Here is a 25,795-nt window from a genome sequence, read left to right as displayed (position 1 = left end):
TGCGGCTCCGCCGCGTGAGCGCGACCGGCCACACACCACCCGCACTCGCCGACGAACCGAAAGCCCCGAGCTCCTGGGCCGCTCCTGTCGGCCACGCCACATAAGCTGTTTCATAACCACGGCAACTTCACGAAGGGGCGGTACAGGTGAGCGCCAGCGGCATCGCAGCCGGCCAGGTCGAGCACATGCTGCGCCAGGTGACGCCGGGGCGCTACGACGCCTACGAGGCGCTCCTTCGCGCCCTCGCGACCCCGGGCTCCGGCCAGGTCTGGATGCTCCTCTGGCACGGCCAGGCAGGCTCCCCCGACGCCCAGTACGGCAGCATGGCGGTCGACAGCTACGGCTACGCCCCCTGTGTCACCTCGGCCCAGGAGCTCTCGGCCAGCGGCTGGAACCGCTCCTACGAAGTCGTCGACGGGGTCGACGTGGCCCGCACCCTCTACCCCGACCACTTCGGGCTCTGGCTGAACCCGCACGCCCCCGGCGGCGGCGTCGGCATCCCCTGGCTCGACCTGCGCCGCATCGCGACCGGACTGGAGCGCCAGCCCGCCGGCCCGCTGCGGCTGTCCGAGCCCGGCATCGAGATCCCGCAGTTCTACGGCCTGCTCGCGCAGAACGCCCACCACACCCCGGCCGTGCGCGCGCTGCGCCGCGCCTGGGTGCAGCCCGCGCTCGGGGCGCCCTACCTCGCCATCGGGCTCGACGTGTACGACACCAGCCCGCCGGCCGTGGACTCGGTGCGCGCGATGATGCAGCAGTCGATCGGCGCGGTCCCCGACGGGCTGCCGGTGTCGACCGTGGCGATGTCCGACGAGTACGACCCGGTGGCGCTCTGGATGCGGGCGAGCGCCCGGCCGTTCTACGACCGCGAGGCCCACGCCGCGCCCGCCCCGGCCCAGGCGCCGGCGGCCGGGTACGGCTATCCGCCGGCCCGCGGCAGTTACTGAGAGTACATGCCGCCGGCGTCGGCGGCCCCCCTCGTCTTCGCGCGTAGATAGGGGTGGATAATGCCTGCGTGTACCCTATGTCCCCATTGGTCCGCGTCCGACCCGCGTTACCCGCCGTCCGGATAACGGAACCCTCTGGCCCGCATCACGTTTATGCATCCATTCACCGCCAAGTCTGGCAACAGATCGCCAAAGCGTTGAAGACTCCCGCACCAGGGGCCTTCGCCCCAGGAACGACGGACTGATCAACGCCGCCACAGCGGCAAGTGCGGGCCGGCTACCGCCGGTTGAGAGGGGTCCCTGCCAGATGACGGCACCATTGCACGAGCCGACCGCGGAAGCGGCCCCGAGCGCGGCCGAAGAAGCGGCGCTGGTCAGCGCCGATCCGAAGGCCGTACAGGGGCGCTCCCTGGGCCGGATCGCCTGGGAGCGCCTGAAGCGGGACAAGCTCGCCCTGACCGGTGGCGTCGTGGTGCTGATCCTCATCATCGTCGCCGTCTTCGCCCCCGTGATCACCAAGCTTCTCGGGCAGGACCCCGACCTGTACCACGAGAACCTGATCGACCCGCTGTTCGGCACACCCACGGGATCGCTGGGCGGCATCAGCGGCGACCACCTCCTCGGTGTCGAGCCGGTCAACGGCCGCGACATCCTCGCCCGCATCCTCTACGGCGCCCGGATCTCGCTGCTGGTCGGCTTCCTGTCCGCGATCGTCGCCGTCATCCTCGGCACGATCCTCGGAGTCCTCGCCGGCTTCTTCGGCGGCTGGGTCGACTCCGCCATCAGCCGCGTCATGGACGGCCTGCTGGCCTTCCCGCAGCTGCTGTTCATCATCGCGCTGGTCTCCGTCATGCCGAACGAGATGCTGGGACTGACCGGCACCGGCGTGCGCGTCTTCGTGATGATCCTGGTCATCGGATTCTTCGGCTGGCCCTACATCGGACGTGTGGTGCGCGGCCAGACGCTCTCCCTGCGCGAGCGGGAGTACGTCGAGGCGGCCCGGTCGCTGGGCGCCGGGCGGATCTACATCCTGTTCAAGGAGCTGCTGCCCAACCTGGTGGCGCCGATCATCGTGTACACGACGATGATGATCCCCACCAACATCCTCACCGAGGCGGCGCTCAGCTTCCTCGGCGTGGGCGTCAAGCCGCCCACGGCCTCCTGGGGACAGATGCTCTCCAGCGCGCTCGACTACTACGACGCCGACCCCATGTACATGGTCGTTCCGGGTGTGGCGATCTTCATCACCGTCCTTGCCTTCAACCTCTTCGGCGACGGCGTGCGGGACGCGCTGGACCCCAAGGGCTCCCGCTGAACTGCCGTACCCCAAGCGTCCCGTGGCATCGACTACGGGGTCTCTCATCTAATCCGGAGGATCCGAGATCGTGACTACCCAACGCACCTCAGGGCGGCGAAAGCAGGCACTGGCCGCCGTCGCCGCGGTCGCTGCGCTGCTGACCACGGCGGCGTGCGGCGGCGGTGGCTCTGACGACGACGGCGGTTCGAAGACCGGCGCCGCCGGCTACGACGCCGCGAACAACAAGGTCGCCCAGGCCTCGCTGGCCAAGAAGGGTGGCACGCTGAAGTTCGGTGGCGCCCAGGACGCCGACTCGTGGGACACCACGCGCGGCTACTACGGCTTCATGTGGAACTTCTCGCGCTACTACTCGCGCCAGCTGGTCACGAACAAGGCGGAGACCGGCAAGGCCGGCGCCGAGGTCACCCCGGACCTCGCCACCGACGTCGCCAAGGTCACCGACGACGGGAAGACCTACACGTACACCCTGCGTGAGGGCATCACGTGGGAGGACGGCAAGGCGATCACGTCCAAGGACGTGAAGTACGGCATCGAGCGCGTCTGGGCGCAGGACGTGCTGTCCGGCGGCCCGGTCTACCTGAAGGACGTCCTCGACCCCAAGGGCGACTACAAGGGCCCGTACAAGGACAAGTCCGCGGACAAGCTGGGTCTGAAGGCGATCGAGACGCCCGACGACAAGACCATCGTCTTCAAGCTGCCGAAGGCCAACTCGGACTTCGAGGAGATGCTGGCCCTGACCTCGGCGTCCCCGGTCCGTCAGGACAAGGACACCAAGTCCAAGTACGGTCTGCACCCGTTCTCCTCCGGCCCGTACAAGTTCCAGTCGTACAGCCCGGGCAAGGACCTGACCCTGGTCCGCAACACCGAGTGGAAGCAGACCTCGGACCCGATCCGCAAGGCGTACCCGGACAAGATCACGGTCAAGTTCTTCTCGAACGCCAACGATCTCGACCAGCGTCTGATCAGCGGTGACCTCGACCTCGACATCAACCAGACCGGCATGTCGCCGCAGGGCCGCACCACCGCCCTGAAGCAGCACAAGGCCAACCTGGACAACCCGGTCTCCGGCTACGTCCGTTACGCGGTCTTCCCGCAGAGCGTGAAGCCGTTCGACAACGAGCACTGCCGCAAGGCCGTCATCTACGGCGCCGACCACGTGTCGCTGCAGACCGCCCGCGGTGGTCCGGTCGCCGGTGGCGACATCGGCACCAACATGCTCCCGCCGTCCGTCCCGGGCGCCGAGGGCCAGGCGTACGACCCGTACGAGCTCAACGGTGCCAACAAGAGCGGCAACGCCGTCAAGGCCAAGGAGGAGCTGAAGGCCTGCGGCAAGCCGAGCGGCTTCAGCACCACCATCGCGGTCCGCAACAACAAGCCGGTCGAGGTGGCCACGGCCCAGTCCCTGCAGGCGTCGCTGAAGAAGGTCGGCATCAGCGTCGACATCGACCAGTACGACGGCTCGCAGACCTCCGGCATCATCGGTAGCCCCGAGAACGTGAAGAAGAAGGGCTACGGCATCATCATCATGGGCTGGGGCCCGGACTTCCCGTCCGTGCAGGGCTTCGGTCTCCCGCTGTGGGACGGCTCGTACATCCTGGAGAGCGGCAACAACAACTTCGCCCTGATCGACGACAAGACCATCAACGGTCTCTTCGACGACTACGTCACCACGCTGGACGACTCGGGCAAGACCCAGATCTCCACGGAGATCAACCACAAGGTCATGGAGGGCGGCTACTACCTGCCCTTCGTCTTCGAGAAGTTCATCAACTGGCGTGGCAGCAACCTGGCGAACGTCTACACGTCCGACGGCTACAGCGGCATGTACGACTTCGTCAACCTCGGCCTGAAGTCCACGACCTGACAACCGGCACACCCGCCGAACGGCACGAAAGGCAGGTGAAGGCCGGCGCAGTGTGATCGCGGGCCGCCGGAAGACCTCCGGTGGCCCGCGGTCCGCGGCGGGCCGAGAGCTGTGCTCGCTTACCTCATCAGGCGGTTGTTCGCCGCCGCAGTGATGCTCGTGGTCATCGTCATGGTGGTCTTCTGCATCTTCTTCCTCGTCCCCAAGTGGGCGGGCGTGGACATCGCCACGAGCTTCGTGGGCAAGCAGGCCGACCCTGCCGCCGTCGAGGCGGTACGGCAGAAACTGGGACTGGGCGACCCGATCTACGTCCAGGTCTGGGAGTTCTTCAAGGGCATCTTCACCGGCCGCACCTACTCGGGCGGCGGCGACGTCACCGAGTGCGCGGCCCCGTGCTTCGGCTACTCCTTCCGCAGTGAGCAGGCCGTCTGGCCGGTGCTGACCGACCGCTTCCCGGTGACCCTGGGACTGGCGCTCGGCGCGGCCGTGCTGTGGCTGCTCCTCGGTGTCTCGGCGGGTGTGCTCTCCGCGCTCAAGCGGGGCAGCTTCTGGGACCGCGGCGCGATGGTCGTCGCGCTCGCGGGCGTCTCCCTCCCCATCTACTTCACCGGCATGCTCTCGCTGGCGATCTTCGTCTTCGGGCTGAAGCTGTTCGACGGCCAGTACGTGCCGCTCGACGAGAGTTTCTCCGGCTATTTCGGCGGCATGATCCTGCCGTGGATCACCCTCGCGTTCCTCTACGCGGCGATGTACGCCCGGATCACCCGGGCCACCATGCTGGAGATCCTCGGCGAGGACTACATCCGCACGGCCCGCGCCAAGGGCCTCAAGGAGCAGAAGGTCATCGGCAAGCACGCCATGCGCTCCACGATGACCCCCATCCTGACCATGCTCGGCATGGACCTCGGCGCCCTCATCGGCGGCGCGATCCTCACCGAGACCACGTTCAGCCTGCCCGGACTCGGACAGGCCGTGCTCAACGCCATCCGGACCCAGGACCTGCCCATCATTCTGGGCGTCACCCTGATCACCTCCGTGGCGGTGCTCGTCGCCAACCTCGTGGTGGACGTCCTGTACGCCGTGATCGACCCCCGAGTGAGGCTCTCATGACCGAACTCAGCAAGAGCGGAGCCGCCGTGGGGGAACCCACCGGCACCTCGCCCGCCCCGAGTTCCTTCCTCGAAGTGCGCGACCTGAAGGTGCACTTCCCGACCGACGACGGCCTGGTCAAGTCCGTCGACGGACTCAGCTTCAAGCTGGAGAAGGGCAAGACCCTCGGCATCGTGGGCGAGTCGGGCTCCGGCAAGTCGGTGACCTCGCTCGGCATCATGGGCCTGCACACCGCCGGCCAGTACGGCAAGCGCAAGGCACAGATCTCCGGCGAGATCTGGCTGGACGGCACCGAGCTGCTGACCGCGAACCCGGACGACGTGCGCAAACTGCGCGGCCGCCAGATGGCGATGATCTTCCAGGACCCGCTGTCCGCGCTGCACCCGTACTACACGATCGGCCAGCAGATCGTGGAGGCGTACCGCACGCACCACAACGTGGACAAGAAGGCCGCCAAGCGGCGGGCCGTGGAGATGCTGGAGCGCGTCGGCATCCCGCAGCCCGACAAGCGCGTCGACAGCTATCCGCACGAGTTCTCCGGCGGTATGCGCCAGCGCGCGATGATCGCGATGTCCCTGGTCAACAACCCCGAACTGCTCATCGCGGACGAGCCGACGACCGCCCTGGACGTGACCGTCCAGGCGCAGATCCTCGACCTGATCCGCGACCTGCAGAAGGAGTTCGGCTCCGCGGTCATCGTCATCACCCACGACCTGGGCGTCGTCGCCGAACTCGCCGACGACATCCTGGTGATGTACGGCGGGCGTTGCATCGAGCGCGGCCCGGCCGAGAAGGTGTTCTACGAGCCCCGCCACCCCTACACCTGGGGCCTGCTCGGCTCGATGCCGCGCCTCGACCGCGACCAGCAGGAGCGGCTGATCCCGGTCAAGGGCTCCCCGCCCTCCCTGATCAACATCCCGTCCGGCTGCGCCTTCAACCCGCGCTGCCCGTACGCCGACATCCCCAAGGACGACCTCACCCGCACGGTCCGTCCCGAGCTGACCGAGGTCGGCAGCCAGCACTGGGCCGCCTGCCACATGTCGCAGGAGCAGCGGGAGCGGATCTGGATCGAAGAGATTGCGCCGAAGCTGTGAGCGAGACCCCTAAGGACGCAGCAGTGACCCTCCCTGCGCAGAGTGAAGGTGCTCGCCTCGACAAGGACGCGGCGCCGGGCGAGACCCTGCTGAAGGTGACCGGGCTCCAGAAACACTTCCCGATCCGAAAAGGCCTGCTCCAGCGGCAGGTCGGCGCGGTGCGCGCGGTCGACGGCCTCGACTTCGAGGTGAAGTCGGGCGAGACCCTCGGCGTGGTGGGCGAGTCCGGCTGTGGCAAGTCGACGATGGGCCGGCTGATCACCCGGCTGCTCGAACCGACGGCCGGCACGGTCGAGTTCGAGGGCAAGGACATCACGCACCTCGGCGTGGGCGGCATGCGTCCGCTGCGCCGCGACGTGCAGATGATCTTCCAGGACCCGTACTCGTCGCTGAACCCGCGCCACACGATCGGCACGATCATCAGTGCCCCCTTCAAGCTCCAGGGCGTCACGCCCGAGGGCGGCGTCAAGAAGGAGGTCCAGCGGCTGCTGTCGGTGGTCGGTCTCAACCCCGAGCACTACAACCGCTATCCGCACGAGTTCTCCGGCGGCCAGCGCCAGCGCATCGGCATCGCCCGCGCGCTCGCCCTCAACCCGAAGCTGGTCGTGGCGGACGAACCGGTCTCCGCACTGGACGTGTCGATCCAGGCGCAGGTGGTGAACCTGCTGGACGACCTCCAGCAGGAGCTGGGCCTGACGTACGTGATCATCGCCCACGACCTGTCCGTCGTCCGGCATGTCTCGGACCGGATCGCCGTGATGTACCTCGGCAAGATCGTGGAGCTCGCCGACCGCGAGTCGCTGTACAAGGCGCCGATGCACCCGTACACCAAGGCGCTGATGTCGGCGGTGCCGATCCCGGACCCGCGGCGCAAGAACGCCAAGAGCGAGCGGATCCTGCTCAAGGGTGACGTGCCCTCGCCGATCTCCCCGCCGAGCGGCTGCCGCTTCCACACCCGGTGCTGGAAGGCGACGCAGATCTGCACGACGGTCGAGCCGCCGCTCGTCGAGCTGAAGCCCGGCCAGCAGGTCGCCTGCCACCACCCGGAGAACTTCGAGGACCAGGCCCCGCAGGACACGGTGCTGCTGACCGTGGCCAAGGAGGCGGCCGAGCTGGTCGCGGCCGAGGTGCTGGCGGAGTCGGCGGAGACGTCGGCGGCGGTGGCGGCCGAGGTCCAGGCCGAGGCCGCGGTCGAGGCGGACGCGGAGACCGAGGTCTCCAAGGACACCGACGACAAGTAAGCAGACCCGAACCCCTGCCTTGTATTGCAAGGCAGGGGTTCAGTGCTGGGTGAGAATGGCAGGGTGCTTCAGCAACTGTTCAGCCCGTCCGTCCAGCACACGCTCGACCTGATCGGCATCTTCGTCTTCGCCATCTCCGGCGCCCTGCTGGCCGTCCGCAAGAACTTCGACGTCTTCGGCATCGCCGTTCTCGCCGAGGTCACCGCGCTGGGCGGCGGGCTGTTCCGGGACCTGATCATCGGGGCCGTGCCGCCCGCCGCCTTCACCGACCTCGGGTACTTCGTGACCCCGCTGCTCGCCGCCCTCCTGGTCGTCTTCCTGCACCCGCACGTGGAGCGCATCCAGACCGGCGTGAACGTCTTCGACGCGGCCGGCCTCGGTCTGTTCTGCGTCTCCGGCACCACGAAGGCGTACGAGTACGGGCTCGGCCTCACCCAGTCGGCGACCCTCGGCCTCGCCACCGCGGTCGGCGGCGGGGTGCTGCGGGACGTGCTCGCCAACGAGGTGCCCTCGCTGCTGCGCTGGGACCGCGACCTGTACGCGGTCCCGGCGATCGTCGGCGCCACCATGGTCGTGCTGTGCATCCACTACGACACCCTGACCCCGTTCACCAGCGCGCTCGCGGTCGTCACCGCCTTCGTCCTGCGGTTGCTCGCGATGCGGTTCCACTGGCGAGCGCCGCGCGCGTGGAACCGGCGGTCGACGGTGCGCGAGGAGTAGCGCCCGCCCGGGTGCGCGGCAGACCCATCTCCTGCGTCAGCCAGCGGAAGGCGGGCACCACCTGCGGTCGCCACAGCGCCATGGTGTGGCCGCCGGCGCTCCTCGGGACGTAGACGACGTGCACGGTCGTCGGTGCCTTCGCGCTCTCTTCCAGCGCCACCGCGGCCTCGTAGCCGTCGTGCGGCTGGCCGGAGAGGTAGAGCGCGATCCGGGGCGGGGTGCGGGCCGCGCGCAGCAGCAGGTACGGGTTGTTGGCGTTCCGCAGGACCGGGTTCTGCGCGGCCAGCGAGGCGCGTTCGCCGATCGGGTCGTTGTACCCGGACAGGCTGACCGCGGCCCGGTAGCGGCCCGGGTGCGCGACGGCGAGCTTCGCCGCGCAGTGCGCGCCCGCCGAGTACCCGGCCACCGCCCAGCCCGCCGGGGCGGACTCGGCGCGGAAGTTGTCCATGACCATTCTCGGCACGTCCACGCTGAGCCAGGTGTCGGCGTTCACCGTGCCCGGGATGTTGGCGCAGCCGGTGTCCACGCCGGCCAGCAGGTTGGTGCGCGGGGCGACCAGGATGAACGGCGCGACCCGGCCGTCGCGCATCAACGGCCGCAGCTGTTCGTCGGCGTGCAGGGAATCGAACCAGGCCTTCGCCGAGCCGGGGTAGCCGGGCAGCAGCTCGACGACCGGGAACCTGTGGTGCCGGTAGGCGGGGTCGTCGTACTGCGGCGGCAGCGAGACGTAGACCTCGGCGTTCACGCCCGAGACCCGGCCCCTGAGCTGGGTGACGCGCACGTCCCCGGTGCCGGTGAAGGTCTGGCGCACCCGGGGCAGCCGTGCCAGGGCGATCCCGCCGGTGCCGTCGGCCCCCAGGTCGGCGGCCTGCTGGACGTGGTCGCCGGTGCCGAGGAGGTCGGCCCAGTTGTCGTAGAGGCTGTTCTGGTTGTTGACCAGGACGAAGACCAGGGCGACCGCCGTGCCCTGCGCGAACAGCAGCATCAGTACCCGGACCGCGGCGCGCAGGGCACGGGGCCCCCGCATCCGCGACCACAGCGCGAGCGGCAGCACGAGGGCGACGACGGCCAGCGCGGCCAGGGCGGAGAGGAACGGGGTCCCGGTGAGGCTCATGTCTTCGGAGAGCGCGTTCCGGAGCCTCGGGTTGACGGACGAGTGGGGACACTTACCGAAAAATTGCCCGCCGCTCACCTGGAGGTGTCATCCCGCCGTAACGGTAAAAGCTACCGCTTAGTAATTACCTGTTGTACCGTTCACGCATGCCAGAAGCAGCCACCGTGCGCGCCGTGATCGGCGACAGCGAGTTCGACCGCGACACCGCGCTCACCCGGCGCGGGCCCGGGGTCTACGACATCGACCTCTCCGCCGGCTGGACGATCATCAGTGCCGTCAACGGCGGCTATCTGCTGGCCGTCCTGGGCCGCGCGCTCGCGGACGCCCTGCCGCACGCCGACCCGTTCACCATCTCGGCGCACTACCTGACCGCCTCCCGGCCCGGCCCCGCGGTCGTCCGCACGGACGTCGTCCGCACCGGCCGCACCCTCTCCACCGGCCAGGCCTCGCTCTTCCAGTACGACGACCAGGGCCGCGAGGTCGAACGCATTCGCGTCCTCGCCTCCTACGGCGACCTCGACACCCTGCCGGACGACGTCCGCACGACGGCCGAGCCGCCCACCCTTCCGCCCATGGAGCAGTGCTTCGGACCGGAAGACGGCCCCGCCCCGGTGTCCGGCAGCTCGGCGATCACCGACCGGCTGATGCTCAAGCTGGACCCGTCCACGCTGGGCTGGGCGCTCGGCGCGCCCTCCGGCAAGGGGGAGATGAGGTCCTGGTTCGGGCTCGCCGACGGTCGGGACCCCGACCCCTTCTCGCTGCTCCTCGCGGTCGACGCGCTGCCGCCCACCGCCTTCGAGATCGGCCTCTCCGGCTGGGTGCCCACGGTCGAACTCACGGTCCACGTCCGCTGCCGCCCGGCCCCGGGCCCGCTGCGCGTCGCCATCACCACCCGCAATCTCGCCGGCGGCTTTCTGGAGGAGGACGCCGAGGTCTGGGACAGCGCGGACCGACTGGTAGCGCAGTCACGGCAGTTGGCCCGGGTCAGGCTGAGCTGAGGCAGGCGGGCCGACGCGCTGAGCGACCCGTACCGCACCACCCCGGACCTGCCGCGGCGGCTGCCTCCGTTGTCACGGACCTGTACCAGTGAGTAGGCCAGGGCTTCGAGAGAAACACCAGGTCGCACCGGTCCCTTTGGCCGTGCTTTGCCACGCGCACAGGCGGCGGACAGTGCGGTCCCAAGGAACCCCCAAGGGGCGTTGATTGAGTGCCCGCCTCAGGACTCCCTCATCCTTCTTGGAGTTGTTTCTCATGATGCGTGTGCGTCTCATCCCCGCAGTGGCCCTGCTGGCGCTCTCGCCCCTCGCCCTCGTGGCCTGCGGCTCGGGCGACTCGTCCTCCTCCTCGGACAGCGGCAACTCGGGTCGGACCCAGAGCTGTTCGCCACCGTCCGGCGCGCCGACCGGCAACGCGTCGGGCCGGCCCGGCGGTGCCCCCTCGGGCGCTCCCACCGGCGACGCGACCGCCCGGCCGTCCGGCGCGCCGAGTGGCGCACCGTCCGGCGCCCCCAGCGGTGGCGCGGGCGGCCAGGGCGGCCCCGGTGGCGGCCAGGGCGGTGGCTGTGGCGGTCCCGGCGGTGGCGCCCGGCCCAGCGGCGCCCCGAGCCCGCAGGCCACGAAGAGCTGACCTCGCACCTCGCACGTCGTACGACAGGGGCAGCACTCCCGGTGGACGGGGGCGCCGCCCCTGTGCGGTGTCCGGGGCCGGCCGTGCCGGGCCGGTCGCGGGCTCAGTCGAGCCAGTGGTCACGGCCGATGCTGATCAGCCGGAGCTGCCGGGTCGCCACGTGCACGACCCGCTCCCGTTCCTCCCGCGGCGCCTCCAGCGCCTCCAGGAACAGCGAGGCGGTGATGAGCATCTGGTCGACGTACAGGTTGGCCAGCATGAGGAGGTCGTCCTCGCCCCACCCCGCCGCCTCCGGGTCCTTGGCCAGCTCGCTGCCCACCTCCTCGCCGAACCGGGCCAGTTGGTCGCGTATCGCGTCCCGCACCGGCTGGACGCCGCCGTGCCGCTCACGGGCGATGAAACGGACGTGCGCCGGGAACGCCTCCACATGACCGGCGATCAACTCGACCGCGCGGGTGATGCGTTGGTCGTGGTCGTCGGTGCGGGAGACCGTCGTACGGATCATCGGGTGCAGGCTGCCCAGCGCCTCCTCGACCAGGGCCACGCCGAGATCCGCGGTGGAACGGAAGTGCCGGTAGAAGGCGGTGGGGGCGACGCCGACGGCACGGGTGACCTCGCGCAGACCGAGACTGCTCAGGCTCTGCTCCTCCAGGAGTCCCAACGCGGCGTCCAGGAGCGCCTGTCGGGTCTTCTGCTTCTGTGCCTGTCGGATGCCGAGGGTGTGACTCATGCCATGCAGTTAACAACTGTTCTCTGTAATTGAAAAGTCGTGGGACACGCTAGACTCAAGAGTCAGTGAACAACTGTAACCACAACCGTTCACCGAAATGTCATGCGAGTTACACGTCACGTCACGCGAGTCCGTCTCGCCGGAGGGGGCCACCGCCCATGCTGTTCCTCGTCGCCGCACTCCTGCTGCTCGGTGTCGTCCTCGGCACCGTCGCCCACGCGCCGTTCGGTTTCACCGCCGTCGCCGCCGTCGTGATCGCGGTCTGGCTCGGCATCTTCACGATCCGCGAGCGCCTCGGCCGCCGTCGCGCCACCACCCACTGAACCCACTCACCCACCGACCGTCCCCACACCCTCAGGAGCTGACCCGTCATGCAACTCACCGCATCCGCCACCCCGCGCACCGGCGTCCGCGACGCGGACGGCATGGCCGTGGCGTCCTTCGTCCTCGGCCTGCTCGGCCTTCTCGTCCTGAACGTCGTCCTCGGCCCCACCGCCATCGTCCTGGCGGCCGTCTCCCTGTGGCGCGGCACCACCCGCAAGGGCCGCGCGTACCTCGGTCTGGGCCTCGGCGTCGCCGACCTGGTGGTCCTGCTGGCGTTCGTGCAGATCGACAACTCGGTGTCCTGGAGCTTCTGAGGGACCGGTACAACGACGTGCCGGCACCCGCCCTCCCACCGCGGCCCGAGGCCAGGCGCGAGGGCCCGTAGAATCGGCGACACCATGGCATACCTCGACCACGCCGCGACCACCCCGATGCTCCCCGAGGCAGTCGAGGCACTCACCGCGCACCTGGGCGTCACCGGCAACGCCTCCTCCCTCCACGCGTCCGGCCGCCGAGCCAGGCGCACCGTCGAGGAGGCCCGGGAGACCCTCGCGGAAGCGCTCGGAGCCCGCCCCAGCGAGGTCGTTCTCACCTCCGGCGGCACCGAGGCCGACAACCTCGCCGTCAAGGGCCTCTACTGGTCCCGGCGCGCCGCCGACCCGGCCCGTACCCGGGTCCTCGCGAGCCCCGTCGAGCACCACGCCGTCCTGGACGCCGTCCACTGGCTGGGCGAGCACGAGGGCGCCACGATCGAGTACCTCCCGGTCGACGCCTACGGCCGAGTCCACCCCGACGCGCTGCGCGAGGCCATCGCCCGCGACCCCGACGACGTCGCCCTGGCCACCATCATGTGGGCCAACAACGAGATCGGCACCATCCTGCCGATCCGCGAACTCGCCGACGTCGCCGCCGAGTTCGGGGTTCCCCTGCATGCCGACGCCGTCCAGGCCTTCGGTCAGGTCCCCGTCGACTTCACCGCCTCCGGTCTCGCCGCGATGACGGTCTCCGGCCACAAGATCGGCGGCCCCTACGGCATCGGCGCCCTGCTGCTGGGCCGCGAGCACACCCCCGTCCCCGTCCTGCACGGCGGCGGCCAGGAGCGGCACGTCCGCTCCGGCACCCTCGACGTCCCCGCCGTCGCCTCGTTCGCCGTCGCCGGCCGGCTCGCCGCCGAGCAGCGCGCGTGGTTCGAGCGGGAGATCGGCGCCCTGCGCGACAGCCTGGTCGAGGAGATCCGCAAGGCGGTCCCCGACGCGATCCTGGGCGGCGACCCCGCTCCCGGCGGACGCCTGCCCGCCAACGCCCACTTCACCTTCCCGGGCTGCGAGGGCGACTCCCTGCTCCTCCTCCTGGACGCCCAGGGCATCGAGTGCTCCACCGGCTCCGCCTGCACCGCGGGCGTCGCCCAGCCCAGCCACGTCCTCCTCGCCACCGGCACCGACCCTGACCTGGCCCGCGGCACGCTCCGTTTCTCGTTCGGCCACACCTCCACCGAGGCGGACGTCGAGGCCGTGGCCAAGACGATCGGACCGGCGGTGGAACGCGCCCGCGCGGCGGGACTGACGTAGGGCGACGCCCTGTTGGGCGGGGGCCGCCGGCGGCCGTCTTCCGGGATCACTCGTAGGTGTCGAACCAGCCGAGACGGACCCCCGTGGGCTCCTCGGGACACCCAACCCACTCACCACACACGCAAAGTGATCGACGTCACTCACGCTCTACCGATGGGCCTCACGCGGACGTGGCGGTCCGCGCCTTTCGTACGAGCTCCATGTACCGGTCCCAGTCCCAGTGCTCGCCCGGATCGGTGTGGTCCGTGCCCGGCACCTCCACATGGCCGAGGATGTGCTCGCGGTCGACGGGGATGTCGTAGCGCGCGCATATCCGGGCCGTGAGCCGGGCCGAGGCCGCGTACATGGCGTCCGTGAAGTCCTGCGGCCGGTCGACGAATCCCTCGTGCTCGATGCCCACACTGCGTTCGTTGTAGTCGCGGTTGCCCGCGTGGTACGCCACGTCCAGCTCGCGGATCATCTGCGTGATGTGCCCGTCCTTGCGGACGATGTAGTGGGCGGCCGCGCCGTGCCCCGGGTCCTGGAAGACCTTCACCGCGCTGTCGAAACTGCCCTGGGTGACATGGATGATCACCATGTCTATGCCGTAGTCGTCGGGCCGGTCCGCGCGCCGCCAGTTCGCCTCGGAGGCCGCCACCCAGCGGGCGCCGGTGTCGTCGACCTCACCCTCCTTGCGGGGCTTCTCCACGCCGGGCGCGCGCCACCACAGCCGCGCCAGCTCGTCACGGGCCAGCACGGCGGTGCCGATGGCGGCACCCGCACCGCCGATCAGCAGGGCCCGCCGCCCGATCCGCCGGTCCGCGTCCTTCTCGCCTGCTCGTCTCGCCCCCATGTGATCCTGAACGGATATGCGTGGGCTCCGGTTCCCGGCCCCCCTTACTCTTGAAGGGTTATGACTGACACCACGCAGCCCACCCGTCCTCTCCGTGTCCTCGCCGCCATGTCGGGCGGGGTCGACTCAGCCGTCGCCGCCGCCCGCGCGGCCGAGGCGGGGCACGACGTGACCGGCGTCCACCTCGCCCTCTCGGCGAACCCGCAATCGTTCCGCACGGGCGCGCGTGGCTGTTGCACCATCGAGGACTCACGCGACGCCCGCCGCGCCGCGGACGTCATCGGCATCCCGTTCTACGTCTGGGACCTCGCCGACCGCTTCCGCGAGGACGTGGTGGAGGACTTCGTCGCCGAGTACGAGGCCGGCCGCACCCCGAACCCCTGCCTGCGCTGCAACGAGAAGATCAAGTTCGCCGCGCTCCTCGACAAGGCCCTCGCCCTCGGCTTCGACGCGGTCTGCACCGGCCACTACGCCAAGGTGATCGTGAACGACGACGGCACGCGCGAGCTGCACCGCGCCTCGGACATGGCCAAGGACCAGTCGTACGTCCTCGGCGTACTGGACGACCGTCAGCTCGCCCACGCGATGTTCCCGCTCGGCGACACCCTCACCACCAAGGACGAGATCCGCGCGGAGGCCGAGCGCAGGGGCCTCGCGGTCGCCAAGAAGCCCGACTCGCACGACATCTGCTTCATCGCCGACGGCGACACCCAGGGCTTCCTCGCGAACCGCCTGGGCAAGGCGGAGGGCGACATCGTCGACGAGACGGGCGCCAAGCTCGGCACCCACGAGGGCGCCTACGGCTACACCATCGGCCAGCGCAAGGGCCTGCGCATCGGCACCCCGGCCGCCGACGGCAAGCCGCGCTACGTCCTCGACATCTCGCCCGTGGACAACACGGTGACGGTCGGCCCGGCCGACGCTCTGGACGTGAGCGCGCTCACCGCCATCAAGCCGCGCTGGTGCGGTGCCGCACCGGCCGGCCCCGGCACCTACACCGCCCAGCTCCGCGCCCACGGCGGCGAGACCGAGGTCACCGCCGAACTCGTCGACGCCACCCTGGAGGTGACGTTCGCCGAGCCGGTCCGAGGCGTGGCCCCCGGCCAGGCGATCGTCCTGTACGACGACACCCGCGTGGTGGGCTCGGCGACGATCGCGTCGACGGTACGGGCAACGGCGGGCGTGTCGTAACAACGTTCCGCACCACCCGCCCACCATCGCTTCTCCCGCCCTTCTACGGCGTCTCCACCTCGTAGAAGCAGAGGTGGTCCTTGATGGCGGCCACGTCCGGCTTCGGGGCGGGGTACGCCCAGACCAGGTCGGCCGCGTCCGGCAGCGACCAGTACGAGGCGGTGCCCTTGAACGGGCAGTAGGAGTGCGTCTCGGAGGGCTTCAGCAGGTCCAGGCGTACGTCCTCGGGTGGGATGTAGTACCGCACCGGACAGCCCGTCTCCCGCAGCACGAGAGGCCGTTCCGTCTCCGCCAGCACCTGGTCGCCGTGGACGACCCGAATCCGCCGGGTGCCCTGCTCGATGGTGATCGTGTGTCCCTTGGTCATATGGGAAGAGCGCTCTCGGGGCCGCGGTTCTTCCCGCGTACGGTGGTTTCATGCGAATCTGCGTCTTCCTCTCCGCCGCCGACCTCGACGAGCGGTACACCACTCCCGCGCGGGAGTTCGCCGAGCTGATCGGCAAGGGCGGGCACACGCTGGTGTGGGGCGGTTCCGACGTAGGCCTGATGAAGGTGGTCGCCGACGGCGTCCAGGAGACGGGCGGCCGCCTGGTGGGCGTCTCCGTGGACTTCCTCGCCGCCACGGCACGTCAGGGCGCCGACGAGATGGTCATCACCAAGGACCTCGCCGAGCGCAAGAGGCTCCTCCTGGAGCACGCCGACGCGGTCGTCGTCATGGTGGGCGGCACCGGCACGCTCGACGAGGCGACCGAGATCCTGGAACTGAAGAAGCACGGCCACACCGACAAACCGGTGGTGCTCCTCAACACGGCGGGCTTCTACGACGGCCTCAAGGAGCAGTTCCGTCGCATGGAGGACGAGGGCTTCCTGCCGCTGCCGCTGACCGACCTGGTGTTCTTCGCGGAGGAGCCGGTGGGGGCGTTGGCGTACCTGGAAGAGAGCCAGGGCATCCTGTAGGGCCGTACGGCGGCAAGGGGACGTGGCGGGGGGTGTCCGCCCGCAGCGGACTGCGCGGTGAACGCCGGCACCCCATCGAGAAACAGTCTCCGCGCCGTTCCGAGGACGGACACCCCCCGACACGGCCCCGACCCCACCACAACCGGCGTGATGCGAGCATGGCGGGCATGGCTACTCATGTGATCACCGGAGCCGGCTCCGGCATCGGCGCGGCCGTGGCCCGCCGACTGCACGCGCGCGGGGACGACCTCGTGCTGCACGCGCGCGACGCGGGCCGGGCGAAGGAACTGGCGGCGGAGTTCCCCGGCGCGAAGACACTCGTCGGCGATCTCGCGGACCCCGACAAGCTGAGCTGGGCCTTCTCGCACCAGTCGCTCCCGGACCGGGTGGACTCGCTGCTGCACATCGCCGGGGTCGTCGACCTCGGCCCGGTCGGCGAGCTGACCCCCAAGTCCTGGCACCACCAGCTCAACGTCAACCTCGTCGCCCCCGCCGAGCTGACCCGCCACTTCCTGCCCCAACTCCGGGCGGCGCGCGGGCACGTGGTGTTCGTCAACTCGGGCGCGGGCCTCCGTGCGAGCGCCGACTGGTCCGCGTACGCCGCCTCCAAGCACGGCCTGAAGGCCCTCGCCGACTCCCTCCGCAACGAGGAGCACACCAACGGGGTCCGCGTCACCTCCGTCTACCCCGGCCGCACGGCCGGCCCCATGCAGGCGAAGGTCCACCAGCAGGAGGGCAAGGAGTACGACGCCTCCGAGTGGATCGACCCCGAGTCGGTCGCGACAACCATCCTGACAGCGATCGACCTCCCGAGGGACGCGGAGATCAACGACCTGACGGTACGCCCGGGACATTGACGGCGCTGGGGGCGCCCCCAGACCCCTGGACCTATGCCCACCCACCGCCCGACTCGCTGGGACGAAGGGTGGGCCAAACCCCACGGGTTACGCCCACCGTCCAAGTGACCGAGTCGGGCGCCGGGTGGGCATAGGCCGGGGGTCCAGGGGGCGGAGCCCCCTGGGACGACCAGCGCCTCGCATACCTACGTAGGCTTCCCCACGTGAACGCACACCCCAGCTTCGGCCCCGCCACCGGCGTCGGCTCCCTTCCCGGCGGCGACGCCAGGGAGGCTGTCAAGACAGCCACCGGCTCCTTCGAGGACTTCCCCTTCCTGCCCGAACTCCCCGCCCGCGGCCCCGGCGCGGACATGATCGGCCGCACCGCGGGGATGCTCGTCGAGCTGTACGCGCGCGTGGAGCCCAGCGGCTGGCGGCTGGGCGACCACCCGGGCCGCGACACCCGGCGGGCCCGGTCGTGGCTCGTCGAAGACCTGGACGCCCTGGAGGAGTTCACCCAGGGTTATGAGGGCCAGGTGAAGGTGCAGGCCGTCGGCCCCTGGTCGCTCGCCGCCGCCCTCGAACTGAGGAACGGAGAGGCCGTCCTCTCCGACCCCGGCGCCTGCCGCGACCTCGCCGCCTCGCTCGCCGAGGGCCTGCGCACGCACCTCGCGGAGGTGGCGCGCCGCGTCCCCGGCGCCCAGGTCGTCCTCCAGCTCGACGAGCCGTCCCTGGTCGCCGTGCTGCTGGGCCGGGTGAAGAGCGCCAGCGGCTACCGGACTCTGCGGGCCCCCGACCGCCAGGTCGTCGAGGCCACACTCCGGGACGTCGTGGGGGTACACGGCGAGGGCCCCGTCGTGGTCCACTCGTGCGCACCGGACGTCCCGTTCGCCCTGCTGCGCCGGGCGGGCGCGGCGGCGGTCTCCTTCGACTTCTCCCTCCTCACCGAACGTGACGAGGACGCGATCGGTGAGGCGGTGGAGGGCGGCACCCGGCTCTTCGCCGGTGTCGTCCCGGGCACGGACAGTCGATTGTCGGACCCTGCCGGTAGCGTCATGGGTGTCAGGACGCTGTGGCGCAGGCTGGGGCTGCATCCGGGGCTTCTCGCGGAGGCGGTCACCCTCACGCCGTCGTGCGGACTCGCGGGGGCGTCCCCCGCGTACGCGCGCGAGGCACTCGCCCACTGCGCCCGGGCGGCGAGATCCCTCGCGGACAACCCAGAGTAACGGGAGGACCATACGGTGGCCGGCGACAAGCAGGCGGAGACGACGGTGCCCGCCGAGGCACGGGAGAAGCACGCGCAGCTCGCTGAGCAGATCGAGGAGCACCGCTTCCGGTACTACGTGAACGACGCTCCGGTCGTCAGCGACGCCGAGTTCGACAGGCTCCTGCGTGCCCTGGAGGCGCTGGAGGAGGAGCACCCGGAGCTGCGCACCCCGGACTCGCCGACCCAGAAGGTCGCGGGGGCGTACGCCACGGAGTTCACGGCGGTCCGGCACCGCTCCCGCATGCTCTCCCTCGACAACGCCTTCAGTGACGAGGAACTCGCCGCCTGGGCCGAGCGCGTCGCCAAGGACGTCGGCTCCACCGGCTACCACCTGCTGTGCGAACTCAAGGTCGACGGCCTCGCCGTCAACCTGACGTATGAGCACGGCAGGCTCACGCGCGCGGCGACCCGCGGCGACGGCCGTACCGGCGAGGACATCACGCCCAACGTCCGTACGATCGCGGAGATCCCGGACCGGCTGACGGGCGACAGCGTCCCGGACCTCGTGGAGATCCGCGGCGAGGTCTACTTCCCGATGGAGAAGTTCCAGGAGCTGAACGCCCGCCTGGTCGAGGCCGGCGACAAGCCGTTCGCCAACCCGCGCAACGCGGCGGCCGGTTCGCTGCGCCAGAAGGACCCGCGTGTCACCGCGACCCGCCCCCTCCACATGGTCGTCCACGGCATCGGGGCCCTGGAGGGCTTCACGGGCCTGGCCCGTCTCTCCGAGGCGTACGACCTGTTGAAGACCTGGGGCCTGCCCACCTCCCCGCACAACAGGGTCGTCGACGGCCTCGACGGCGTACGGGAGTTCATCGCGTACTACGGCGAGAACCGGCACTCCGTGGCGCACGAGATCGACGGGGCCGTGATCAAGCTCGACGAGATCCCGCTCCAGGGCCGCCTCGGCTCCACCTCGCGCGCGCCGCGCTGGGCGATCGCGTACAAGTACGCGCCCGAAGAGGTGAACACCAAGCTCATCAACATCCGCGTGGGTGTGGGCCGTACGGGCCGGGTCACGCCGTACGCCCAGGTCGAACCGGTCACCGTCGCGGGCTCCGAGGTCGAGTTCGCCACGCTGCACAACCAGGAGGTGGTGAAGGCCAAGGGCGTCCTCATCGGGGACACGGTGGTGCTGCGCAAGGCCGGTGACGTCATCCCGGAGATCCTCGGCCCGGTTGCCGACCTGCGTGACGGCAGCGAGAAGCCCTTCGTCATGCCGGCCCGGTGCCCCGAGTGCGACACCCCGCTCAGGCCGATGAAGGAAGCCGACATCGACCTGCGCTGCCCGAACGCCCGCACCTGCCCCGCCCAGTTGCGGGAGCGCCTGTTCTATCTCGCGGGCCGTAAGTCGCTGGACATCGAGCACTTCGGGTATGTGGCCGCGGCCGCCCTCACCAAGCCGCTGGAGCCCGCGGAGCCGCCGCTCAGCGACGAGGGCGACCTGTTCGACCTCACCATCGAGCAGTTGCTGCCGATCAAGGCGTACGTCCTCGACCAGGACAGCGGTCTGCCCAAGCGTGACCCGAAGACCGGTGAGGAGAAGGTCGCCACCGTCTTCGCCAACCAGCAGGGCGAGCCGAAGAAGAACGCGGTCGCTATGTTGGAGAACATCGCGGCGGCCAAGGAGCGCCCGCTCGCCCGTGTCCTCACCGGGCTGTCGATCCGCCATGTCGGCCCGGTCGCCGCCGAGGCGCTGGCCCGCGCGTTCCGCTCCGTCGACCGTATCGAGCAGGCCTCGGAGAAGGAGCTCGCGGACACCGAGGGCGTCGGCCCGATCATCGCGACCTCGCTCAAGGAGTGGTTCGCCGAGGAGTGGCATCAGGAGATCCTCCGCAAGTGGAAGGCGGCCGGTGTCCGCATGGAGGAGGAGAGTTCCGGCGAGGACGAGGGGCCGCGTCCCCTCGAAGGGCTCACCCTCGTCGTGACCGGCACTCTCGAACACTTCACCCGCGACGGAGCGAAGGAGGCGTTGCAAAGTCGTGGCGCGAAAGTGACCGGTTCTGTTTCGAAGAAGACGTCTTTCGTTGTTGTGGGTGACAATCCAGGTTCCAAGTACGACAAGGCGATGCAGCTCAAGGTCCCTGTTCTGAATGAGGACGGCTTCGGTGTCCTGCTGGAACAAGGACCCGAGGCGGCGGCCGAAGTCGCGCTTCCGGTTCAGGAGTAGCGAGGAGCGGCGGTTGAAGGCCACCCGATCGGCGCATACCAGATGCATACGGGTGGCCGGGGCGCATTCGGGCAACCGTCGACGACCGGTGCCCGTGGAAGCCTTCTGCGGCCTACTGTTGAGATGTGCGCCTGCCGTGCCCAGCTGCGGTCGGTGCATCCCTTTGCTTTTGAAGAGCCTTGAGAAGCACGGGGACGAGAACGACGCGGCGCCGTCGAGGGTTGTCGGGCATCGGGCCGCGTGGCGTGGGCACCGCCGGCTGTGAGAGGGACGGGAATGGAACCGAGCGAGAGCGCCGCCCCGGACTCACGGCTGCGCCAGAGGGTCGGCGTATGGCGCGAGAGCCTGCGGACCGTACGGCCGGCACGACGTCCGGGCGCTCCGGGCGGGGAGGGGCACCCCGCCGGACAGTACCCGGCCGGGCCCTACACGCAGAGCGACGGCCCGGGCTCCGCCCAGCTCACCGCCGAACGCGCGTCCGGAATGTCGGGCTCCGAGCCGGAACGGCACCCCTCCTGGCCCGCGTTGCCCACGGCGATCGTCGCGGCGGCCGGGTTCGTCCTCGGCGCCGGCTTCTACCGGGCCTTCACCGGTGGCCACGCGCTCTTCCCGTCCGGCACGGTCGGCTGGTCGCTGGCCGTGCTGACCGGCGTCATCGTCGGCCACCTGGTAGCCCTGGGCCGCGCCCGCTGGTGGGGCGGCACCGGCTCCGGCGCCGCCCTCACCCTCGCCGTCCTGCTGCTGTACGGCTGGGTGCCGGCCGGCATGGTCAGCCTCACCGTGGTCCTGCTGGTCGGTGTCGCCCGCCGCCACCGCTGGCGCCAGGGCGTACTGCACGGCGCGGTGGACCTCCTCGGCATCGCCACCGGAGCCCTGCTGCTGGGCGCGTTCGGCCGGGTGCCGTCCGTCGAGCACCCCTGGAACCCCGATACCTGGACCCTGTACACCGGCCCCGAAGTGGTGCTGGTCGCGGTCGCCTACCTCGCGGTCACCCGCACCCTGGGCTGGTACCTGAACGCCCCGCGCTCCGGCGGACTGCCCACCGTCGCCCGCACCGCCCTGGTCAGACAGGGTCTGCTCGCGGTCGCGCTGCTCGGCATCGCCCCCCTGGTCTGTGTGGTCGCCACCGCCAAGCCCATCCTGCTGCCGCTGTTCGCCATCCCCCTGATCGCCCTCGACTCCACTCTCTGGATAGCCCGCGCCCGGGCCGAGGAGCAGCTGCGCGATCCTCTGACCGGGCTTCCCAACCGCCAATGGCTGCTGGAACGCATCTGGACGGCCCTGGACGACGCCGAACGCATCGGCGCCCGCTCCGCCCTGATGCTGATCGACCTGGACCGCTTCCGGTCCGTCAACGACACCCTGGGACACCTGGCCGGCGACCGGCTGCTGCTCCAGATAGCCGACCGGCTCCGGCTGGCCCTGCCGCGCGGTGCGGAGGCCGCACGGCTCGGCGGCGACGAGTTCGCCGTGTTGCTGCCGGTCGCCGACTCCACGACCTCCGCGACCCGGGTCGCCCGCGCCCTCGTCGCCGCCCTCAGTTCCCCGCTCGACCTGGACGGCCTCACCCTCGTCCTGGAGGCCAGTGCCGGAGTCGCCGTCTTCCCGGACCACGCCCTCGACGCCGAAGGCCTGCTGCGCCGCGCGGACGTGGCGATGTACCAGGCGAAGCGCGACCGTACGGGCGTAGAGGTCTACGAGTCCAAACGGGACTCGAACACCCCTGACCGGCTCGGACTCCTGGGCGATCTGCGCCGGGCCCTCGACGCGCACGAGGTGCAGCTGCACTACCAGCCCAAGGTCCGCTTCGACGGGCAGGTGGCCGGGCTCGAAGCCCTGGTCCGCTGGGTGCACCCCGAGCGCGGCAAGGTCCCGCCGGACGAGTTCATCGCCATCGCCGAGTCGTCCGGTCTGATGCCCCATCTCACGGAGTACGTCCTCGACACGGCCCTCGCCCAGGTCGCCAAATGGCGCTCCCAGGGACTGTTCGTCCCGGTGGCGGTCAACGTCTCCCCACGCGATGTGCACACCCCCGGCTTCGCGGGCTCGGTGGCCGCCCGGCTGGCCCGCCACGGCGTCCCGGCGGGAGCGCTCCAGCTGGAGATAACGGAGCACGTCCTCCTGGAGGACCCGCAGCGCGCCGCCGACACCCTCGCCGCGCTCACCGGACACGGCGTGAAGATGTCGCTGGACGACTTCGGCACCGGCTACTCCTCGCTGGTGCACCTGCGTCGGCTCCCCGTCAGCGAACTGAAGATCGACCGCTCCTTCGTCGCCCGGCTCGCCGTCGACACCGAGGACGCGGAGATCGTGCGCTGCACGGTCGACCTCGCCCATTCGCTGGGTCTGCTCGTCGTCGCGGAGGGCGTCGAGGACGACGAGACCTGGGAGCGGCTGCGGGACATGGGCTGCGACGCCGTGCAGGGGTGGCTGGTCGCGGCCGCGATGCCGCCGGACGAGGCGACGGCGTGGCTGCTGGCGCGGGGGTCCCGGGGGTGGCAGCGGCCCCGGGCCGCACTGCCGGCGGCGACGGCCGACGAGTAGTTCCTCCGCCCCCGCCGCCCCTACCCGTCCCGTCCCCGGGGGGCTGCGCCCCTTCGCCCCCTTTTTCTTCGGGTGCGGGTGGGGCGTGGTTGCTCGCGCAGTTCCCCGCGCCCCTGGAAAGCCGGGGCCGCGCCCCGCGGCTTTCAGGGGCGCGACCAGCCCCCACTCACCCGCACCCGCCCACCGCCGACGGCATCGAGCTCTCCGCCGGGGTGAAACCCGTGCGCGGGCATATGGGCGCGCACCATAGGATTGGCGCCACACCACACACTCTCACCCAGAGGATCGCTGCATGCCTGGCATCACGCGCGAGGAGGTCGCCCACCTCGCCCGGCTGGCGCGTCTGGAGCTGAAGCCCGAAGAGCTTGAGCACTTCGCGGGACAGCTGGACGACATCATCGGCGCGGTCGCACGCGTCAGTGAGGTCGCCGACCAAGACGTACCGCCGACCTCGCACCCGCTCCCGCTGACGAACGTCATGCGGGCGGACGAGGTCCGTCCGTCGCTCACCCCCGCGCAGGCGCTCTCCGGCGCCCCGGCCCAGGAGCAGCAGCGTTTCAAGGTGCCGCAGATCCTGGGGGAGGACTAACCACCATGACGGACCACAGCAGCATCATCCGGCTCACCGCCGCCGAGACCGCCGCGAGGATCGCCTCCGGTGAGCTCACCGCGGTCGAGGTCACCGAGGCCCACCTGGCCCGGATCGAGGCCGTCGACGAGAAGGTGCACGCCTTCCTGTACGTCGACCGCGAGGGTGCCCTCGCGCAGGCCCGCGCCGTCGACGAGAAGCGGGCGCGGGGCGAGCAGCTCGGCCCGCTGGCCGGTGTTCCGCTCGCGCTGAAGGACATCTTCACCACCGAGGGCATCCCGACGACCGTCGGCTCGAAGATCCTCGAAGGCTGGATCCCGCCGTACGACGCCACCCTCACCAAGCGGCTGAAGGCCGCCGACGTCGTCATCCTCGGCAAGACCAACATGGACGAGTTCGCCATGGGGTCCTCCACCGAGAACAGCGCCTACGGCCCGACCGGCAACCCCTGGGACCTCACCAAGATCCCCGGCGGCTCCGGCGGCGGTTCCTCCGCGGCCCTCGCCTCCTTCCAGGCCCCGCTCGCCATCGGCACCGACACCGGCGGCTCCATCCGCCAGCCGGCCGCCGTCACCGGCACGGTCGGGGTGAAGCCGACGTACGGCGCGGTCTCCCGCTACGGCATGGTGGCGTTCTCGTCCTCCCTGGACCAGGGCGGGCCCTGCGCCCGTACGGTCCTGGACGCGGCCCTCCTGCACGAGGTCATCGCCGGGCACGACCCGCTCGACTCGACCTCCATCGACGCCCCGGTACCGCCGGTCGTCGAGGCCGCCCGCAACGGCAGCGTCGAGGGCATGCGCGTCGGCGTGGTCAAGCAGTTCCGCGGCGAGGGCTACCAGGCCGGTGTCGTCCAGCGGTTCGACGAGTCGGTGGTGCTCCTCAAGGAGCTGGGCGCGGAGATCGTCGAGCTGGACTGCCCGTCCTTCGACCTCGCCCTGTCGGCGTACTACCTGATCGCGCCGTCCGAGTGTTCGTCCAACCTGGCCCGCTTCGACGGTCTGCGCTACGGCGTGCGCACGGGCGACGACGGCACCCGTTCGGCCGAGGACGTCACCTCCCTCACCCGTGAGGCGGGCTTCGGCCCCGAGGTCAAGCGCCGCATCATCCTCGGCACGTACGCCCTGTCGAGCGGCTACTACGACGCGTACTACGGCAGCGCCCAGAAGGTCCGTACGCTCATCACCCGCGACTTCGAGAAGGCCTTCGAGCAGGTCGACGTGATCGTCTCCCCGACGACGCCGACCACCGCCTTCGCGATCGGCGAGCGGGCCGACGACCCGATGGCGATGTACCTCGCGGACCTGTGCACCATCCCGACCAACCTGGCGGGCAACGCGGCCATGTCGCTGCCCTGCGGTCTCGCCCCGGAGGACAACCTGCCGGTCGGGCTGCAGATCATCGCCCCGGCGCTGAAGGACGACCGTCTTTACAAGGTCGGCGCCGCCGTCGAGGCCGCCTTCGTGGAAAGGTGGGGGCACCCGCTGATCGAGGAGGCTCCGTCGCTGTGAGCGCACTGACCAAGGCCAAGGGCTTCAAGAAGTCCAAGTCCGGTACGTACCTGTCCATCGCGACCACCGCGTTCGGTGCGGTCGCCGTGGCCAAGCAGATCAAGAAGGCGCGGCTGGAGAGCGACACGCTCCGGCTGATCGACGCCACGGTGTCCGCCGCCGCGATCGTCACCGGCCTGGCGATCCTCTACCGCGAACTGAAGCGGCTGGGCGACGACGACGTCCTGCTGGGCTGAGAGGGAAGTTTC

At 70.4% G+C, this 25,795-nt stretch carries 25 protein-coding genes; 21 read left to right on the top strand and 4 right to left on the bottom strand.

Features of this window, described 5'->3' with window-relative positions:
• The first annotated feature begins 146 nt into the window (after positions 1 to 146).
• The 7 genes from ACZ5VD_RS26495 (at position 147) to ACZ5VD_RS26465 (ending at position 8,294) form a co-directional block, all read left to right on the top strand.
• The gene (locus ACZ5VD_RS26495) at positions 147 to 947 is read left to right on the top strand and encodes an enhanced serine sensitivity protein SseB C-terminal domain-containing protein (RefSeq protein ID WP_468548720.1); all 801 of its coding nucleotides are present in this window, start codon (positions 147 to 149) and stop codon (positions 945 to 947) included.
• Positions 948 to 1,254: 307 nt separating this feature from the next.
• Positions 1,255 to 2,262 (top strand): ABC transporter permease, encoded by a 1,008-nt coding sequence (locus ACZ5VD_RS26490; protein ID WP_468548719.1) that lies wholly within the window; start codon positions 1,255 to 1,257, stop codon positions 2,260 to 2,262.
• Positions 2,263 to 2,332: 70 nt separating this feature from the next.
• A complete protein-coding gene (locus tag ACZ5VD_RS26485) occupies positions 2,333 to 4,129 on the top strand; it encodes an ABC transporter substrate-binding protein (RefSeq protein ID WP_468683513.1) in 1,797 nt (598 codons plus the stop codon).
• A 111-nt stretch (positions 4,130 to 4,240) separates the two neighbouring features.
• Positions 4,241 to 5,239, top strand: a complete 999-nt coding sequence (locus tag ACZ5VD_RS26480) for an ABC transporter permease (RefSeq protein ID WP_468548717.1) — start codon at positions 4,241 to 4,243, stop codon at positions 5,237 to 5,239.
• Entirely contained in the window at positions 5,236 to 6,333 is a 1,098-nt protein-coding gene (locus ACZ5VD_RS26475; RefSeq protein WP_468548716.1) for an ABC transporter ATP-binding protein, read from the top strand. The genes ACZ5VD_RS26480 and ACZ5VD_RS26475 overlap by 4 nt, the downstream gene beginning before the upstream one ends.
• A 23-nt stretch (positions 6,334 to 6,356) precedes the next feature.
• On the top strand, positions 6,357 to 7,574 hold the full coding sequence (locus tag ACZ5VD_RS26470) for an ABC transporter ATP-binding protein (RefSeq protein WP_468548715.1): 1,218 nt from the start codon (positions 6,357 to 6,359) through the stop codon (positions 7,572 to 7,574).
• Between the two features lie 63 nt (positions 7,575 to 7,637).
• The gene (locus ACZ5VD_RS26465; RefSeq protein ID WP_468548714.1) at positions 7,638 to 8,294 is read left to right on the top strand and encodes a trimeric intracellular cation channel family protein; all 657 of its coding nucleotides are present in this window, start codon (positions 7,638 to 7,640) and stop codon (positions 8,292 to 8,294) included.
• On the opposite strand, the gene ACZ5VD_RS26460 is transcribed toward ACZ5VD_RS26465, so the two are convergent.
• Positions 8,203 to 9,408 carry an alpha/beta hydrolase gene (locus tag ACZ5VD_RS26460; protein ID WP_468548713.1) on the bottom strand — a complete coding sequence of 402 codons (1,206 nt, stop codon included), beginning with the start codon at positions 9,406 to 9,408 and terminating at the stop codon, positions 8,203 to 8,205. The two genes, ACZ5VD_RS26465 and ACZ5VD_RS26460, sit on opposite strands and share 92 nt — an antisense overlap.
• A 146-nt stretch (positions 9,409 to 9,554) precedes the next feature.
• Here ACZ5VD_RS26460 and ACZ5VD_RS26455 point away from each other — a divergent pair, with 146 nt between their 5' ends.
• Both ACZ5VD_RS26455 and ACZ5VD_RS26450 read left to right on the top strand, forming a co-directional pair.
• Positions 9,555 to 10,406: a thioesterase family protein gene (locus ACZ5VD_RS26455; RefSeq protein ID WP_468548712.1), complete on the top strand. Its 852-nt coding sequence runs from the start codon at positions 9,555 to 9,557 to the stop codon at positions 10,404 to 10,406.
• Positions 10,407 to 10,659: 253 nt separating this feature from the next.
• Positions 10,660 to 11,034: a hypothetical protein gene (locus tag ACZ5VD_RS26450; protein WP_468548711.1), complete on the top strand. Its 375-nt coding sequence runs from the start codon at positions 10,660 to 10,662 to the stop codon at positions 11,032 to 11,034.
• Between the two features lie 103 nt (positions 11,035 to 11,137).
• Here ACZ5VD_RS26450 and ACZ5VD_RS26445 read toward each other — a convergent pair whose 3' ends face one another.
• Complete coding sequence (locus tag ACZ5VD_RS26445) at positions 11,138 to 11,764, bottom strand: TetR family transcriptional regulator (RefSeq protein WP_468548710.1); 627 nt, start codon at positions 11,762 to 11,764, stop codon at positions 11,138 to 11,140.
• Positions 11,765 to 11,922: 158 nt separating this feature from the next.
• Between ACZ5VD_RS26445 and ACZ5VD_RS26440 the strand changes: the two genes are divergently transcribed.
• The 3 genes from ACZ5VD_RS26440 (at position 11,923) to ACZ5VD_RS26430 (ending at position 13,656) form a co-directional block, all read left to right on the top strand.
• Entirely contained in the window at positions 11,923 to 12,087 is a 165-nt protein-coding gene (locus tag ACZ5VD_RS26440; protein WP_468548709.1) for a hypothetical protein, read from the top strand.
• Positions 12,088 to 12,135: 48 nt separating this feature from the next.
• On the top strand, positions 12,136 to 12,402 hold the full coding sequence (locus ACZ5VD_RS26435) for a DUF4190 domain-containing protein (protein WP_468548708.1): 267 nt from the start codon (positions 12,136 to 12,138) through the stop codon (positions 12,400 to 12,402).
• 84 nt (positions 12,403 to 12,486) lie between these two features.
• Positions 12,487 to 13,656 (top strand): cysteine desulfurase family protein, encoded by a 1,170-nt coding sequence (locus tag ACZ5VD_RS26430; RefSeq protein WP_468548707.1) that lies wholly within the window; start codon positions 12,487 to 12,489, stop codon positions 13,654 to 13,656.
• A gap of 160 nt (positions 13,657 to 13,816) precedes the next feature.
• On the opposite strand, the gene ACZ5VD_RS26425 is transcribed toward ACZ5VD_RS26430, so the two are convergent.
• Positions 13,817 to 14,488: an N-acetylmuramoyl-L-alanine amidase gene (locus tag ACZ5VD_RS26425; RefSeq protein WP_468548706.1), complete on the bottom strand. Its 672-nt coding sequence runs from the start codon at positions 14,486 to 14,488 to the stop codon at positions 13,817 to 13,819.
• Between the two features lie 60 nt (positions 14,489 to 14,548).
• Here ACZ5VD_RS26425 and mnmA point away from each other — a divergent pair, with 60 nt between their 5' ends.
• Entirely contained in the window at positions 14,549 to 15,679 is a 1,131-nt protein-coding gene (gene mnmA / locus ACZ5VD_RS26420; RefSeq protein ID WP_468548705.1) for a tRNA 2-thiouridine(34) synthase MnmA, read from the top strand.
• 43 nt (positions 15,680 to 15,722) lie between these two features.
• Here mnmA and ACZ5VD_RS26415 read toward each other — a convergent pair whose 3' ends face one another.
• Positions 15,723 to 16,046, bottom strand: a complete 324-nt coding sequence (locus ACZ5VD_RS26415; RefSeq protein WP_468548704.1) for a DUF427 domain-containing protein — start codon at positions 16,044 to 16,046, stop codon at positions 15,723 to 15,725.
• A gap of 50 nt (positions 16,047 to 16,096) precedes the next feature.
• Here ACZ5VD_RS26415 and ACZ5VD_RS26410 point away from each other — a divergent pair, with 50 nt between their 5' ends.
• The 8 genes from ACZ5VD_RS26410 (at position 16,097) to ACZ5VD_RS26375 (ending at position 25,783) form a co-directional block, all read left to right on the top strand.
• Positions 16,097 to 16,636 carry an LOG family protein gene (locus ACZ5VD_RS26410; RefSeq protein WP_468548703.1) on the top strand — a complete coding sequence of 180 codons (540 nt, stop codon included), beginning with the start codon at positions 16,097 to 16,099 and terminating at the stop codon, positions 16,634 to 16,636.
• A 158-nt stretch (positions 16,637 to 16,794) separates the two neighbouring features.
• Positions 16,795 to 17,493: an SDR family oxidoreductase gene (locus ACZ5VD_RS26405; protein WP_468548702.1), complete on the top strand. Its 699-nt coding sequence runs from the start codon at positions 16,795 to 16,797 to the stop codon at positions 17,491 to 17,493.
• 203 nt (positions 17,494 to 17,696) lie between these two features.
• A complete protein-coding gene (locus ACZ5VD_RS26400; RefSeq protein WP_468548701.1) occupies positions 17,697 to 18,698 on the top strand; it encodes a methionine synthase in 1,002 nt (333 codons plus the stop codon).
• A gap of 15 nt (positions 18,699 to 18,713) precedes the next feature.
• Complete coding sequence (gene ligA / locus ACZ5VD_RS26395; RefSeq protein WP_468548700.1) at positions 18,714 to 20,906, top strand: NAD-dependent DNA ligase LigA; 2,193 nt, start codon at positions 18,714 to 18,716, stop codon at positions 20,904 to 20,906.
• Between the two features lie 276 nt (positions 20,907 to 21,182).
• Complete coding sequence (locus ACZ5VD_RS26390) at positions 21,183 to 23,450, top strand: putative bifunctional diguanylate cyclase/phosphodiesterase (RefSeq protein ID WP_468548699.1); 2,268 nt, start codon at positions 21,183 to 21,185, stop codon at positions 23,448 to 23,450.
• Between the two features lie 292 nt (positions 23,451 to 23,742).
• Entirely contained in the window at positions 23,743 to 24,039 is a 297-nt protein-coding gene (gene gatC, locus ACZ5VD_RS26385) for an Asp-tRNA(Asn)/Glu-tRNA(Gln) amidotransferase subunit GatC (protein ID WP_067164579.1), read from the top strand.
• A gap of 5 nt (positions 24,040 to 24,044) precedes the next feature.
• Complete coding sequence (gene gatA, locus ACZ5VD_RS26380) at positions 24,045 to 25,547, top strand: Asp-tRNA(Asn)/Glu-tRNA(Gln) amidotransferase subunit GatA (protein WP_468548698.1); 1,503 nt, start codon at positions 24,045 to 24,047, stop codon at positions 25,545 to 25,547.
• Entirely contained in the window at positions 25,544 to 25,783 is a 240-nt protein-coding gene (locus ACZ5VD_RS26375) for a hypothetical protein (protein WP_468548697.1), read from the top strand. The genes gatA and ACZ5VD_RS26375 overlap by 4 nt, the downstream gene beginning before the upstream one ends.
• The last annotated feature ends 12 nt before the right edge of the window (positions 25,784 to 25,795 follow it).

It is taken from the genome of Streptomyces sp. NPDC032822 (assembly GCF_055578825.1).
The sequence above is the reverse complement of the archived record's forward strand: the minus strand, read 5'-3'. Positions and strand labels throughout refer to the sequence as shown.

What these genes read in the sequence shown, in the direction of transcription:
- ACZ5VD_RS26430 (WP_468548707.1), top strand. Translation starts at nt 12,487, where the DNA reads ATGGCATACCTCGACCACGCCGCGACCACCCCGATGCTCCCCGAGGCA.
- ACZ5VD_RS26405 (WP_468548702.1), top strand. Translation starts at nt 16,795, where the DNA reads ATGGCGGGCATGGCTACTCATGTGATCACCGGAGCCGGCTCCGGCATC.
- ACZ5VD_RS26475 (WP_468548716.1), top strand. Translation starts at nt 5,236, where the DNA reads ATGACCGAACTCAGCAAGAGCGGAGCCGCCGTGGGGGAACCCACCGGC.
- ACZ5VD_RS26415 (WP_468548704.1), bottom strand. Translation starts at nt 16,046, where the DNA reads ATGACCAAGGGACACACGATCACCATCGAGCAGGGCACCCGGCGGATT.
- ACZ5VD_RS26490 (WP_468548719.1), top strand. Translation starts at nt 1,255, where the DNA reads ATGACGGCACCATTGCACGAGCCGACCGCGGAAGCGGCCCCGAGCGCG.
- ACZ5VD_RS26425 (WP_468548706.1), bottom strand. Translation starts at nt 14,488, where the DNA reads ATGGGGGCGAGACGAGCAGGCGAGAAGGACGCGGACCGGCGGATCGGG.
- ACZ5VD_RS26410 (WP_468548703.1), top strand. Translation starts at nt 16,097, where the DNA reads ATGCGAATCTGCGTCTTCCTCTCCGCCGCCGACCTCGACGAGCGGTAC.
- ACZ5VD_RS26390 (WP_468548699.1), top strand. Translation starts at nt 21,183, where the DNA reads ATGGAACCGAGCGAGAGCGCCGCCCCGGACTCACGGCTGCGCCAGAGG.
- gatC (WP_067164579.1), top strand. Translation starts at nt 23,743, where the DNA reads ATGCCTGGCATCACGCGCGAGGAGGTCGCCCACCTCGCCCGGCTGGCG.
- mnmA (WP_468548705.1), top strand. Translation starts at nt 14,549, where the DNA reads ATGACTGACACCACGCAGCCCACCCGTCCTCTCCGTGTCCTCGCCGCC.
- ACZ5VD_RS26450 (WP_468548711.1), top strand. Translation starts at nt 10,660, where the DNA reads ATGATGCGTGTGCGTCTCATCCCCGCAGTGGCCCTGCTGGCGCTCTCG.
- ACZ5VD_RS26460 (WP_468548713.1), bottom strand. Translation starts at nt 9,408, where the DNA reads ATGAGCCTCACCGGGACCCCGTTCCTCTCCGCCCTGGCCGCGCTGGCC.
- ACZ5VD_RS26435 (WP_468548708.1), top strand. Translation starts at nt 12,136, where the DNA reads ATGCAACTCACCGCATCCGCCACCCCGCGCACCGGCGTCCGCGACGCG.
- gatA (WP_468548698.1), top strand. Translation starts at nt 24,045, where the DNA reads ATGACGGACCACAGCAGCATCATCCGGCTCACCGCCGCCGAGACCGCC.
- ACZ5VD_RS26455 (WP_468548712.1), top strand. Translation starts at nt 9,555, where the DNA reads ATGCCAGAAGCAGCCACCGTGCGCGCCGTGATCGGCGACAGCGAGTTC.
- ACZ5VD_RS26445 (WP_468548710.1), bottom strand. Translation starts at nt 11,764, where the DNA reads ATGAGTCACACCCTCGGCATCCGACAGGCACAGAAGCAGAAGACCCGA.
- ACZ5VD_RS26440 (WP_468548709.1), top strand. Translation starts at nt 11,923, where the DNA reads ATGCTGTTCCTCGTCGCCGCACTCCTGCTGCTCGGTGTCGTCCTCGGC.